The sequence below is a fragment of the Tenacibaculum ascidiaceicola genome (genome assembly GCF_047470925.1).
GTDB classification, from domain to species: Bacteria; Bacteroidota; Bacteroidia; order Flavobacteriales; family Flavobacteriaceae; genus Polaribacter; species Polaribacter discolor.
On the sequence record NZ_JAZKJP010000006.1, the window covers coordinates 1 to 14,182 of the forward strand.

Consider the following 14,182-nt stretch of genomic DNA (forward strand, 5'->3'; position numbering starts at 1 on the left):
CGAATTTAATGTCAATCCTGTTGGAACTGTTACTGGTGTTACTGTTACATCTCCTGGGTTTGTACCTACTGTTACTGGTGACCCATTTAATGTATCATTCGCTGTTAATGCAGAAGTTGTTCCTCCTGGTAATCCATTCACTGGTGTAGTAGTCTCTGTTACCGCATCTATAACCGGTAAAACTGAAACCAATACTGAAGAAGAACTACAGTTAGTAGGTGAAGGTTTACAAACATTATAAACTAAAGTATAATCCCCTACAGGAGTTCCAGGAGCTACGATTACCTCCCCAGTAGCTGTATTAAGAGAAACACCTGCGTTAGTAGAGCTAATCTGAGCTAATTCTACATTACTAACTGAAGGATTTACCACCCCTCCAACTGTATCATTTAACAAAACATTAGTTACTGCAACTCCTCCCAAGGTAGTAGTAGAACCAGAATCGTTACTTGTTGTTATTATAGGTAATCCTCCAACACTAGAGATAAAAACCCCAGAATCATAAGTAGCATCACCAACGTCAGCAATAGCTATTTTCATGTGATAAGTAACTCCTACAATCAAATTAATCACCGCAGAAAACTTTTGTGTTATACCGTTAAACTCAACATGAATAGGCTTAGTTCCTGTATTGGTACTACAAGTACTTCCATCACCTGTATGCCCATTATTAATATATAATGCTGTTTGTGTTAAATCAGCAGCGGTTCCATCTTGGTTACATCCTCTAAAACCTCCATTGATGTTATTTATTGACACAGAATTAGTAGTACCAGGAACTAAAGCTAAATTTAGGGAAGGTTCCTCTAAACCATCATAAAGCCCATTACTATTCAAATCCACTCCATTAGGTATTGATGGATCCGAACCTGAAGGATCTGAAACAAAAAAACCAAACACATCATTAAACCTAGAACCTACATAATCAGGATATTCATCTGAGCCAAATTGATATTCAACCAACACTCCAGAATAATTTGGTTGTGCAACAAAATCAAACTCAAATATTACAACGTCATTATTAGCAGTATTATCAATATTAATTACATCAATATCATTATAAGATATTCCTAAATTATCAGAGTTAGCTGTCAAATTGTTAGTAGAAAAAGCATTTGTAATAGTCGAAGTTGTAAATGCTACTCCAGTATCTAATTCCAAAGCTGCTCCTGCAGTACCATTTGAAAAAACACCTAACTGACTTGAAATACCAGAAGTTATAGTAGGATTACTTATTATTATACCTGCTGTTTGTAATTGAGCAGCAATATCATTTGCTGTAGGATTACTTGTCACTGTCGCTTGAGAAAAAGAATTTTCTTTGTAAAAGAAGATTAAAATAAAAAACAACAGACATCTTATTTGTTTTTTAAAAAAGTACTTTTTATTCATACATTACACTTTATAGTTAATTGATCTTTTTTAATTTTGTAGACACAAAATTAAAAAATAAGTCACAGAACATAATTTCTTAACCATAAGATTATCTTAATATTTATAAATTAATCTTATATCTATAAATATTTAAATTCTTATGTATCTCTAACAAAAAATGGTATCCTTATATCACTACGAATACCATAATTTTGCATAATATAAAACGTCCCCCATATTTTTTCACTGTGTTTACAAATCTAAAATAGAAAACAAAACCATCAAAAACAACACATTACTAAAAAATCTTCTTTATTTTTTGCCTATCTCAAAAAAAACACATATTCCAATATTAAAAAAAGCCGTTCACATCTTTTCCAAGAGCGATGGGAACAGCTTTTTTTAATATCTCAAGCTCTAGTTCTTTTCTTTAAGTTCTTTGCGTAATTGTTTTACTTCCAATGAGTCTGGTAATGGCTTTGTACTAACCTTTGAAACTGGGTTTGATTTTTGACCAGCCCTCCATTTATAAATACGTTGCACCTGAATTCCTAGCTCATCTGCTAATTCTTTAATATTTTCTCGCTGATAATTTAATCGGACTGCTTCAGATTTAAATTCAGTACTTTAAATTCGTTCATTATTTAAGATATTTATTTTTGATTAAACAGTCTTAAAAACCTGTCCGGGTAAATGTAGTAGCTCCAAAACACGCTTTAGAGCTTTTAACATAATTGATGATTTTAACAGAGAGGTATTACATATAGAGATACATTTTTTTTACCCAGCAATCGTATTGTATGGGTGCTTAATCACCTTATTAATAAAAAAGGGAAGCCTAAAAAAATAAAAATGGATAATGCCCCAGAGTTTATTCCCAAAATAACCGAAAACTGGAGCAAGATACATACTATAGAATTCAAGTACATACAGCTAGGAAAACCTACTCAAAATGCATTTATAAAAGGTTCAACGGTAGTTATCTAAGAGGCGTACTTGATAAATATATTTTTGAAAACCTAGAACAAGTAAGAGAACAAACATAAATATGGATAGAAGATTATAACAATTACAGACCGCATGATGCTTTAGGTAAAATGCCACCTGTAAGATTTGCAAAACTTAATTCTTTTGGGGCTAGCTCCAAAAGAATGAAAAACAATAGCTTTATAGAAATTTTAGAAAAATAAGCAGTTCTAATTAGAGGAAGCTTACAATATCCTATACTTATTCTTAAACTTGATTTCAATTAACAATGGTGATTATATAGTTTAAAAACCTTGGGATTTAACTCAAGGTTTCTTTGTATACAAAACTCTTCTTTCTTTTCCATTATTCCTAACCATTACCGCTTTTTCTCCTTCTGTTATAACTAATGTCCAATAGCTAAATGTTCTTCCTCCTTTACTTCTAAGTTCAGCAACATAAGAACCCTTATCCTCTTCCAGTTCCTTAAAACTTAATATTGTATAATAATACTTGATTTTTCCACCCTCTAAACCAAAAACAATTAAATTCTCTCCAGTTCTTCTATACTCTACAACTTGTAAAAAACAATCTTTAGCTTTTTGCTTGGTTATCCAATTGATGTTTTTGTAGTTTACAAAGGTGTTTGTTTGATATTCTGCATATTCATATTTCCAATCTCCAAATTCATCTTTTTTGTTTTGAGATAATGCTACGGTTGAGCAAATAAGAACAAAAATTATCAATCCTTTTTTCATTTTTAAAGTTATTAGAAGTTATCTGTTCCTAATAACTTTAGTTGTAAAAAAGAAGCGTGGAACAAAGCTAACATTCCATTCTTCTGAGGTACGACCAAGCACCCAACTATCCTAGAAAGTAACTGAGTAACCACGCCAATATGTGGTACACAGAGACTGTTCTATTCTTTGGATAGTTTCTTGAATAATTGGTCGTTTTCAGAATCTAAAGAATATAACTACGCTATATGTAATATTTTCTGTTGTAAATATATGTATTATTTCAGAACATTTTGTATATTAGCAATGAGCTTTTTAGCCCATGGGAATGGTTAAAAAAGCTTAGTCACTAAGGGAATGTGGTTTAAAAAACATTTTCTTAATGAAAGGAAATTAAGAAAAGAACACAAACTGTAAATACCGAAGTTAATCTCATTAGTTATACTTAGGTAAATTAAGAGCAAATAGATACTCTAAACTGTAAATAAAAGAATTGTAAATACCAAAGGTAGTCTCATTAGCTACACTGAGGTAAATTAAGAGCATTATACTCTCTACTGTATTAAAAGGGTTGTCTCCATTTAGACAGCCCTTTTTCTTATTATAACTGTTATTTATGTTGATTTAGGTGGTTTCCCATTTTTAGCATTTGGGACTTTCTTTTGCTTAGGTATTCTATGACCTTCAACCGAAGCTCCTCTCTTGACCTTACTGGTTTGATGTAAATCAATATTTTCTAAAGGTATTGGAATTCCTTTCTTTATATTTTCAATTCGTTCCTTAATGATAGCGTTTCTTCTTTCAATATGTGGTAAAGCCATAATTATAGTTTTCTTTCACTATAACTGAATCTACCATCTCCTGCTTCTGTCTATAGCCATTGCATAAGTCATTCTACCATCAAGACCTTGGGATATGGCTTTTGAGAATCTTTCAGTTTCACTTAATTGTCTTGTATTCCATCTAAACTCAAATTCTTGACAATATCTATAAAGTAAATGTTTACTAGTATTGTGATACACTCCAAATATTCCTCTTTTTAATTGGCTCCAAAAACCCTCAATAGTATTAGTATGCTTGTGGTCTGAAACATATTCATTAGCAGAATGATTTACTACAAAATGGTCTTCAAAAGAATCTTTTAAACCTCTATATACTCTAAACTCATCTGAATAAATCACACTTGTATCTTCGACAAAATGTCTAAGTAAAGCTCTCATTCCTTTTCCAGATAACCTTTTAATATGGATAGTTCTTACTCTACCACCACGTTCTACAAATCCAAAAATGGCAGATTTATCTTTCGTTGAACGCCCTTGAGCATTTCTAACTTTCTTATTGAAGTGTCTATTCTTGTTTTTACCGCCTACATATGTTTCATCAACTTCTACTTGTCCGAAAAGCTTAAAACTTTTGTCTTTCATAGCGTATCTAATTCTGTGCAACATAAACCATGCTGTCTTCTGCGTTACTCCAATATCTTTAGAAAGCTGGATGGAAGATAACCCTTTCTTATGTGAAGAAAATAAATAAAAAGCTACAAACCATTTAACTAAACTTACGTGGGTTTGATGAAATATAGTACCAGTGGTTACAGTAAATTGTTTTTTGCAAGAAGAACACTTGTATTTATTACTTGTTTTCAGATTGTAAATTTTATCGGAATGGTTGCAATGAGGGCAAACTGATTTTTCACCCCACCTTAGGTTAACTAAATATTCCCTGCATTTTTCATCTGTAGGGAACGCTTCTATAAGCTCCACAATGTTGCGGAATTTTAATAATGTTTTCATGATTTTTGATTCTTTAAGCTATTCAAAAGATAAGAAAAATTCATTAGAATAAAACGGAGCTGGATATTATCCAGCTCCTAGCTTAAAGAAATCAAGTGAATCACTACTTGATTCCAATTGACTTTAACAGTCAATCTAATTTAATAAACTTTGAATTAAAAAATTGTTTAAATTGCATAAAAAAGAGGGAGTTGCCGCTCCCTCTAAAAAAACCTTTAATTAAAAACTAAAATACCTATGAAAATATATTTAGTGAATCGTGAAATAATCAAAGGCAATATTTTTAATCTTGTAATAGAAACTTATTCAGATGGTTCTATTAAAGAATATTTAAGTTAATAAACTTTGAATTTTTAAAACAAGGTTTTTAAACTATATAATCACCTTAACAATTGTTGTAGTTCTTGAATTTGAATTAACATCATTTCAACATCTCCTTTTGTAGCAGGTAACGATTTTGGATTGAGTATTTTCTTCATTCCATACACAGCAGTATCTGATAGTAAATTACTAACAACCGTATTCGTCATACTCTTAGTATCAAATACTTTTTCTTCTTTTTTTAATAGGGTGTTGAGTTTAGAATCTAGTTCTTTGGGTACCAGTTGAGTTGTTGTTTGGGGTTTTATAATACCTAATTTATCAGTATTCTTTTTATAGCTACCTGAAACATATTCGTACCGATTTCTTTTATAACATGCCATGGTCCTACAACTTGCGCTACAATACTGTTGATTTCTTCGTTTTCTAATAAAAGCTTCTTTACAATGCTTACAATTTATCTTCATAGTTTATTTTATACTTTTTGAGGCTATAAAACGTTAAATTGAATAAAATTTAACGTTTTGTGAAATAGACAAAAAAAAAGACCAATCTCTCAATAAGTCTTTAATTTAGTTTTTACTTCTTATTAAAAACATTCTTTAGTAAGTATTGAATAGCATCTTCTTTGGTTAAAACAGGTTTCTTTACCTTTTTAATTTGAAGTGTGTTGATGCTAAATTCTTTTTGTAGTAATTCAAACAATGCTTTTTGCTCTTCCCTTGGAAGTGCTTTAGCCACTTGATATACTACTTGTGCGTTCAATATTACTTTTTTGCTTTAAAACTGAATTAAAGCACAATAGTAATAGCTTCTAATATAACCCTGTCACGTTTTGCAAGGACTCAAGAAGATTTGCAAGGTTTTGCTACTTTTTGCAACGATTTGCCAAGTTTCTAAGACCTATTTTATCAATGAAGAATAATCTTGTGGCAATTCTGCATCTATATCTCTTAGATATTTATCTAAGGCTGTAATGGTAGTATGTCCTGTAATCAGCATCAGTTTGCTTTTTGTTTCAAAAGGAGAGTTTGTTTTTCGTAGTTCTCTATATAATTTAGTAATAAAAGTATGTCGAAAACTGTACAAACCATATTCATTTCCTAATTTAAAATAATCTTTGATTTTCTTAAAACGTTTGGTAAAGTAATCTCGTTTGTTACTTTCTTCAATATCCCACGCTCCTCCCATTGCGTTTTGTGTAAATAAAAATGATTTTGCGCTTTTTTGCGTAAGGTCTGGAAGTTGTTTTAGTAATATATCAGGGATAATTTTAATTTTTACAGGACTGTTCTTTGCTTTTACATATAGCTTTTTGTCCTTGACATCAATATCTTCAACCTTCAATCTACACACTTCAATTGGACGTAAAAAGTTGTACGATATAAATTGAATAAATAATAGTAAGTGTTTATCGTTGTCTTCTAAATACTCATAAATATCTTTTTGAAGTTGAGGTGTATAGGTTTTGTTTCTTTTTGGAATTGATTTAAGAACATTTATCTTCTTAACGTAATTTTCTGTAATGAGTTCGTTGTCTTCTAAAATTTGAAATAACGAACTGATGTCTGTTCTTGTGTTATTTCTATTTCTTGCACTTGAGTTTTGCAAAACTTCATTTAGATATTCAATAATCAGTTTTTTATTTAAAGAGTTGATAGACTGTTTTTCATACCCTTTTGTATTTAACCATTTTGAAAAACGATGAATTCGACTCTTATATTTCGTATAAGAATTTTTGTTCATCAATTTTTCTTTTAAACGTAACCCGAGTTCAAAAGCTTTAACAATAGAGATTTCTTCAAACTCTGCTATTGTTTCTGAATTAATTTGCGCTTTTTGCGTTTTTTCTTGCGCTATTTTTGCGTCGACAATAGTAACATCAGAAATAGTATTCTCGTTAGCATCACTAAACAATTGGGCTTCTAATTCCGAATTATCTTGATAAGGATTAAAGCCTGCTTGAAGTAATTTCAACAAGGCTTCTTTCATTGTTTTTAAAAAAGCTATACGTTCCCTTTTTGTCTTTAATTTGTTTACGCCTGCTTTGATGTAAGGTTGACGTTTTAATTTTAAAGTTTCGGGATTTCTGTAAGAATAATATATAAACCAATCTCTACTTAATGCTGTTTTTTGTTCAGATTTCGTCAATTTCGACCACTCTGAAATCAGCACGCCACCAGTGTAAATTTTAGGTTCTGTAAAGTTCAATTTCATCTCAAAAGTGTTTACGGTAGTGTTTACGGCACGTAAAAGTAACAAAGTTAAAGACATAAAAAAACGGATTGTCGTAAACAATCCGTTAGTTTTCAATTCTTTAGCTCTGTAGCGGGAGCAGGACTCGAACCTGCGACCTTCGGGTTATGAGCCCGACGAGCTACCTACTGCTCTATCCCGCGATTTGCGATTGCAAAGATACGTCTTTTTCTTTGTTCTATCCAAATAAAAAGTTAATAATCCTTATTTTGATTCTAAAAATAGAACTACCCCCTAACAAACTAAACAGAAATATCAACATTGCTCAAGAAATACAACCCTAAAATAATAGAAGAAAACATCAATACAATTTAGTAGAACATATCCTAATAGAAAAATAGAGATGATTTTAATATTTCTAAATACAAAAAAAGGCTTTCAATTAAATTGAAAGCCTTTGCTTAGTAGCGGGAACTGGACTCGAACCAGTGACCTTCGGGTTATGAGCCCGACGAGCTACCTACTGCTCTATCCCGCGATTTGCGGTTGCAAATATACATTCTTTTTCTGGTTCTACCCAAATAAAAAAGTATTTATTTTTCATATAAATATATTCCCCTAAATAACAAGTATATAAAAATAAATACTTCTTACATAAAACAACCTATCTTTGCAGTATGACACATAAAGCAGGATTTGTAAATATTATTGGAAACCCAAATGTTGGGAAATCTACCTTAATGAATGCACTAGTTGGTGAAAAGCTATCTATTATTACCTCAAAAGCGCAAACTACTAGACATCGTATTTTAGGTATTGTAAATGGAGACGATTATCAAATTATTTTTTCTGACACACCTGGAATCATTAAACCTGCTTATGAGTTGCAAGAATCTATGATGGATTTTGTAAAATCTGCTTTTGATGATGCTGATGTACTTATTTACATGGTAGAGGTTGGTGAAACTGCCTTAAAAAATGAAGCTTTTTTCAATAAAATCATCCACAGTAAAATTCCTGTTATTTTATTATTAAACAAAGTTGACAAATCGACTCAAGAAGAAGTTGAAGCCAAAATTGAATATTGGAAAAAGAAAGTTCCAAACTCATTTGTATATGTAATTTCTGCTCTTGAAAACTTTAATGTAGATACCGTTTTCTATAAAATTATTGAGCTTTTACCAGACTCTCCTCCTTTTTATCCAAAGGATCAGTTAACTGATAAACCTGAACGTTTTTTTGTGAATGAAAAAATTCGTGAAAAAATTCTTCAACACTATAAAAAAGAGATTCCTTATTCTGTAGAAGTTGAAACTGAAAGTTTTGTTGAAGAAGATAATATTATAAAAATCCGCTCTGTTATAATGGTAGAACGTGAAACACAAAAAGGAATTATCATTGGTCATAAAGGAAGCGCTATTAAACGTGTTGGAACTGAGGCTCGTAAAGATCTTCAACAATTTTTTGACAAAAAAGTATTTTTAGACTTATATGTAAAAATCAATAAAAACTGGCGCTCTAATGAACGTCAATTAAAACGCTTTGGATATAAAGATTAACTTTTTTTAATTGTTTGTAATAACTGTTTGGTATACTCTTTCAGTTCATCCATTTGTTTTTTTCCTGTTGATTTTCCTAAGCTACCTACTAAGTACAGTGCAACCCAAACAATGGGTAAAACAACCAACATTACTATAGGCAACATGGTGATTTTTTTTAACGACCAATTGCTATATGCTATGATCGCAAAAATCACAAAAGCCGTTCCTACCAAAAAGTGCAAAAACATAAAAAAAGTCCAAACTTGTGGTTTTGGACCAAACAATCCTTTTATGTTTGACGAAGTCTCTGAAACTTCTTCTATTTCAATGTGTAGCTGTGGTGACCATAAATGTGATTCTTTTTCTGGCACATCAATCACTACGTGATTATCTACAACCTTCATTTTATACTTAGAAACATCGTTTAAGTGCTTCTTTATTTCTTCTAATAAAACCTGAGAACTTATCTCATATTCTAATTGAAAACGAGGTTTTAAAAAAATCTGATTATATAATTTATCATCCATTAAATAAAAGATTAGGAGCCAACAATATAGCAAAAACTATATACTATCTAAAAATCATTACAAATCATATACTAAATTGTATCTTTGCACAAATTTTTTGCAAAATGAGTATTATTGCGATTGTAGGAAGACCAAATGTAGGTAAATCCACTTTATTTAACCGACTAGTAAAGCGTCGTGAAGCTATTGTTGATTCTGTTAGCGGAGTTACAAGAGATCGTCACTATGGAAAATCTGAATGGAACGGAAAAGAATTTTCTGTTATTGATACTGGTGGTTATATCGTTGGTTCTGATGATATTTTTGAAGGAGAAATACGTAAACAAGTTCAGTTAGCTATTGATGAAGCTGATATTATTGTATTTGTAGTTGATGTTGAGCAAGGTATTACACCTATGGATGCTGAAGTTGCTAAAATTTTACGTCAAGTTGAGAAACCGCTATTTATGGCAGTTAACAAAGTTGATAATGCGATGCGTGATGCTGACGCTGTAGAATTTTACAACCTAGGTTTAGGAGATTACTATACTATATCTTCTATTAATGGAAGTGGAACAGGTGAATTACTAGATGCAATTGCTAAAGAAATTCCTACACCAGATGAAGATGAAGAAACAGAAGATGAATTACCTCGTTTTGCTGTTGTTGGGCGTCCTAATGCAGGAAAATCATCATTTATCAATGCTTTAATTGGCGAAGACAGAAATATTGTAACCAATATTGCTGGAACGACACGAGATTCTATCGATACAAAATACAATCGTTTTGGGTTCGAATTTAATTTAGTTGATACAGCTGGAATTAGAAAAAAATCTAAAGTAAAAGAAGATTTAGAGTTTTACTCAGTAATGCGTGCTGTACGTGCAGTTGAACATTGTGATGTTGCAGTATTAGTTATTGATGCAACTCGTGGTTTTGAAGGACAAGACGAAAAAATATTTTGGTTGGCCGAAAAAAACCGAAAAGGAGTTGTCATTTTAGTAAATAAATGGGATTTGGTTGAAAAAGAAACCAACACTATGCGTGATTTTGAAGCCAAAGTTCGTCAGGCAATTGCCCCATTTACAGATGTTCCTATCGTATTTATTTCAGCATTAACAAAACAACGTATTTTTAAAGCTATTGAAACTGCTGTTGAAGTTTTTGAAAACAGAAAACGTCGTATTCAAACAAGTAAGTTAAACGAAACGATGTTAGAGATCATGGAACATAATCCACCTCCAGCAACAAAAGGTAAATTCATAAAAATTAAGTACTGTATGCAGTTACCAACGCATACACCTCAATTTGCTTTCTTTGCTAATTTACCTCAATATATTAGAGAGCCTTATAAGCGCTATATTGAAAATCAATTACGTGAGCATTATAACTTTAATGGAGTGCCAATTAGTATTTATTTCAGGCAGAAATAAGTTTAACAATATTTAACTATTAAAAAGTAGTTTTTTCTTTTTATTTGTAGCTCTTTGAAAATCATATTGCTATAAACAATGAAAAAACTACTTTTTATTTTTACCCTATTTCTTACCAGTTCAATTTTTGCTCAATCCTATCCGTTCAAAATAACTGGTACAATTAACTCTGAAAAAGACAAAACCGCTATAGAGGCTGCTACAGTTCATGTAGAGAAAGCTAGAGACAGTTCTATTGTTACCTACACCATTTCAAACGACAAAGGAATGTTTTCTTTAGAAGGAAAGTCTTTTAGTAAAGATGTAAAACTCTTTATTTCTTATGTTGGTATGGATAGTTACTCTAAATCAATAGAGCTAGACAAAACCTCTAACCTCAATTTAGGTACAATTTTTTTAAAGGAAGAAAGTAACTTACTTAGCGAGGTAGTTATACAATCAAGAGCACCAATTACAGTAAAAAAAGATACTTTAGAGTTTAATGTAAAATCTTTTAAAACTAAAAAAGATGCTAACGTTGAAGATCTTTTAAAGAAACTTCCAGGTGTTGAAGTGGATGAAGGTGGAAAAATTACTGTAAACGGAAAAGAAGTCAATAAAATTTTGGTTAACGGTAAGCCTTTCTTTGGAAATGACCCTAGTATTACCACTAAAAACTTAACAAAAGATATTATTGAAAAAGTTCAGATAACCGATACTAAATCTAAATCAGAAGCTTTTACTGGTGAAAAAGGAGATGCTAATAATAAAACCATTAACCTTACCATTAAAAAAGAAAATAATAAAGGTTGGTTTGGTAGAGTTTCTGGAGGTGCTGGAACCGACAAACGTTTTGAAGGAGCTGCAATGGTGAATCGTTTTGACAACAACCAACGATTTAGCGTATTAGCCAGTACAAATAACATTAATTCTCCAGGTTTTAGTTTTGGTGAAATTCAAAAAATGTTTGGAGGAGGCGGTAATATTTGGATAGGTGGAAACGGTGGCTTTAGTATTAACGGAAGACGTTTTGGTGGTGGTAGCGGTATTATAAAATCAAAAACCGCTGGAGCGACCTATGCAGATGAGTTTGGGAAAGGTTTAGATGTAAATACTAACTATTTTTACTCTGGAAGTACTTCTAACAATGAATCAAAAAGCAATAGAGAATACACGCTTCCAGACAGGAAGTATTTTTCTAATTCCACAACTACTTCTGATGATGAAAACCACAATCATAGCTTCGATACTGATTTTGACATTGAGATTGATTCTACATTTTTAATCAACATTAAACCTACTTTTGTATTTAATAAAAGAGAAGGTAGTAGTCTTAGACAAGAAGAATCCTTAGATAAAGACAATACACTTACTAATAGCTACGTGAGCTCTGCTTACTCTAAATCAGAAGCAAACAATTTTCAAAACAGATTAGATATTACTAAAAAATTAGGGGCAAAAGGTTCTTTTATTAAAGCCTCAATAACTAATCGTATCGATAAAGCAGATACCGAAGAAATTAACAAGTCTACTATTGAAACTTTTGGTAGCGATCCCGATATCGAAAATAGAGACCAAAAAAGTACTATTGAAAACAACTTGATAGGACTCACCACAAACTTAACCTACCGTTTTCCTTTGATTGCTAAAAAATTCTTTTTAGATACTAAATATAGTTATCAACGTGATGAGCGAGAAAATAAGGAAAACACCTTTGACTTCAATTCAACAACACAACAGTACAGTGACTTTAATACAAGTTTGAGTTCTGACTTTACCTATAATGACATTACTAAAACACCATCATTAGAACTGGTATACAGAACTAAAAAATGGCGTTTAAATTTAGGTACTGGTTTTGTAAACAGAACATTAGAAAACAATGATAAATTACGCCCTGAATTAAGTTTAAAAAAAGAATTTAATAATCTGGATTTAGACGCAAGTTTTAGATATAGATTTGACTCTAAAGCTTCTATTTATTTTGATTATCGTTTAAATAACAATGCTCCTAACATTAATCAAATACAACCTTTTTCTGATGTAACCAACCCATCTAACATTATTACGGGTAATCCAAACCTAAAACCTACTCAAAATCACAGAGCATTTATCAACTTTAACAAATTTAACTGGCAAGCTCGTACTGGTTTTTGGTTTTATTTAAGTGGTACTCTTTATCAAAACCAAGTAATAACTAATACTTCTATTGATGATGATTTAGTAAGAAACACTACTTATGAAAATACAGATGGTGGTTATGATTTTTGGGGAGGTGGTAGCTACAGTAAAAAAATAAAATTAGATTCTATTGTAAGCCTTCAACTTAGGGCTGGTACAAATATTAGAGCTAGTAAAAATTTCAACATTTTAAATGATATCAAGGAGGGAGCTAAAACAACTTCAATAAGTCCTGTTTTTAGAGCTACTTTAGATTGGAATAAGATCGCTTCTATTGAAGGAAACTATAATATTTCCTTTTCAAATACTAAGTACGATATAAACACAGTCCAAAATCAAAATTTTACTAGACATTCTGTTAATATAAGAACAAAAACTACTGTTCCTAAAAAATTAGAATGGAGAAATGATATTCGTTACACATACAACCCTAACGTAATTGGATTTAATAAATCTGCTTGGTTTTGGAATGCCACCCTAGCCTACTCTATCTTAAAAGATCAAGGTACTATTAGCTTAAAAGCTTATGATTTATTGAATCAAAACACCAATGCTCAACGAAGAGCTACTTCAAACTATATAGAAGACTCTGAAAGCACTGTCCTACAGCAATATTTTATGTTAGGCTTTAGTTGGAAATTTAATAGCTTAGGTAAAAAAGGTAAAATAAAAAATTACGATTTTCATTTTTAAATCTCCCCTCAAAAAAGTTATATAAGACTCTTATCAAAAAAAATGGTAAGAGTTTTATTTTCTTCATCTTAACAGATTAAGACAGCCGTAAATTAGTACGTTCAATCGTTTCTATTTTAAACCAATTTTTTATGGAAACAATTGGAAAAAAAAAGAGCTTTACCTTTTTGTACTGGTGTGCCAGAATTGGTTTAGGTATAGTATTTATACTATCAGAAATTAGAAAACTCCCTAGTATTAAATTCACTACATTACCTATTGACAGTCCCTTTCAAACATACTTCAATGCAATATATAATACAGGTTTTTATTGGAATTAATAGGTTACTTTCAAATCTTAATTGGTGTTTTTTTAACCACTTTACAATTATGCCCAGTCTTTTGAGGATACCAGTAGTTATAAACATTTTTCTAATTTCTATATCCTTAAACATACAAGGAGCAACTGTAATAACCTCAACT

At 31.1% G+C, this 14,182-nt stretch carries 11 protein-coding genes, 2 tRNA genes and 3 pseudogenes; 5 read left to right on the top strand and 11 right to left on the bottom strand.

The window, feature by feature from the left end:
* Both VBY68_RS06975 and VBY68_RS06980 read right to left on the bottom strand, forming a co-directional pair.
* Positions 1–1,392 (bottom strand): choice-of-anchor L domain-containing protein (locus tag VBY68_RS06975; RefSeq protein WP_415269311.1); only part of this gene is annotated, 1,392 nt, incomplete at its 3' end.
* A 399-nt stretch (positions 1,393–1,791) separates the two neighbouring features.
* Positions 1,792–1,989, bottom strand: a pseudogene (locus tag VBY68_RS06980) (transposase); the annotation flags it as partial.
* Positions 1,990–2,077: 88 nt separating this feature from the next.
* Here VBY68_RS06980 and VBY68_RS06985 point away from each other — a divergent pair.
* Positions 2,078–2,564, top strand: a pseudogene (locus VBY68_RS06985) (integrase core domain-containing protein); the annotation flags it as partial.
* Between the two features lie 102 nt (positions 2,565–2,666).
* Here VBY68_RS06985 and VBY68_RS06990 read toward each other — a convergent pair.
* The 8 genes from VBY68_RS06990 to VBY68_RS07025 form a co-directional block, all read right to left on the bottom strand.
* A complete protein-coding gene (locus VBY68_RS06990; protein ID WP_121146200.1) occupies positions 2,667–3,098 on the bottom strand; it encodes a hypothetical protein in 432 nt (143 codons plus the stop codon).
* A gap of 593 nt (positions 3,099–3,691) precedes the next feature.
* Entirely contained in the window at positions 3,692–3,898 is a 207-nt protein-coding gene (locus tag VBY68_RS06995; RefSeq protein ID WP_121146201.1) for a hypothetical protein, read from the bottom strand.
* A 30-nt stretch (positions 3,899–3,928) separates the two neighbouring features.
* Complete coding sequence (locus VBY68_RS07000) at positions 3,929–4,840, bottom strand: IS1595 family transposase (protein WP_164506662.1); 912 nt, start codon at positions 4,838–4,840, stop codon at positions 3,929–3,931.
* Positions 4,841–5,250: 410 nt separating this feature from the next.
* Positions 5,251–5,658, bottom strand: a complete 408-nt coding sequence (locus VBY68_RS07005) for a hypothetical protein (RefSeq protein WP_121146203.1) — start codon at positions 5,656–5,658, stop codon at positions 5,251–5,253.
* A gap of 112 nt (positions 5,659–5,770) precedes the next feature.
* A complete protein-coding gene (locus VBY68_RS07010) occupies positions 5,771–5,956 on the bottom strand; it encodes a hypothetical protein (RefSeq protein WP_121146204.1) in 186 nt (61 codons plus the stop codon).
* A gap of 138 nt (positions 5,957–6,094) precedes the next feature.
* On the bottom strand, positions 6,095–7,408 hold the full coding sequence (locus VBY68_RS07015; RefSeq protein WP_244174704.1) for a tyrosine-type recombinase/integrase: 1,314 nt from the start codon (positions 7,406–7,408) through the stop codon (positions 6,095–6,097).
* Between the two features lie 109 nt (positions 7,409–7,517).
* Positions 7,518–7,590: transfer RNA gene (locus VBY68_RS07020), tRNA-Met, on the bottom strand.
* 262 nt (positions 7,591–7,852) lie between these two features.
* Positions 7,853–7,925: transfer RNA gene (locus tag VBY68_RS07025), tRNA-Met, on the bottom strand.
* Positions 7,926–8,055: 130 nt separating this feature from the next.
* On the opposite strand from VBY68_RS07025, the pseudogene era reads away from it, so the two are divergent.
* Positions 8,056–8,946, top strand: a pseudogene (era, locus tag VBY68_RS07030) (GTPase Era); the annotation flags it as partial.
* On the opposite strand, the gene VBY68_RS07035 reads toward era, so the two are convergent.
* Complete coding sequence (locus VBY68_RS07035; protein ID WP_099215793.1) at positions 8,943–9,455, bottom strand: ABC transporter ATP-binding protein; 513 nt, start codon at positions 9,453–9,455, stop codon at positions 8,943–8,945. The pseudogene era and the gene VBY68_RS07035 sit on opposite strands and share 4 nt — an antisense overlap.
* A 104-nt stretch (positions 9,456–9,559) precedes the next feature.
* On the opposite strand from VBY68_RS07035, the gene der reads away from it, so the two are divergent.
* The 3 genes from der to VBY68_RS07050 all read left to right on the top strand — a co-directional run bounded on the left by der (position 9,560) and on the right by VBY68_RS07050 (position 14,040).
* Complete coding sequence (der, locus tag VBY68_RS07040) at positions 9,560–10,867, top strand: ribosome biogenesis GTPase Der (RefSeq protein WP_124589466.1); 1,308 nt, start codon at positions 9,560–9,562, stop codon at positions 10,865–10,867.
* A 78-nt stretch (positions 10,868–10,945) separates the two neighbouring features.
* Positions 10,946–13,720, top strand: coding sequence for an outer membrane beta-barrel protein (locus VBY68_RS07045; protein ID WP_415269312.1), 2,775 nt, complete (start codon positions 10,946–10,948; stop codon positions 13,718–13,720).
* A 131-nt stretch (positions 13,721–13,851) separates the two neighbouring features.
* Positions 13,852–14,040, top strand: a complete 189-nt coding sequence (locus tag VBY68_RS07050; protein WP_415269313.1) for a hypothetical protein — start codon at positions 13,852–13,854, stop codon at positions 14,038–14,040.
* Positions 14,041–14,182: the final 142 nt, after the last annotated feature.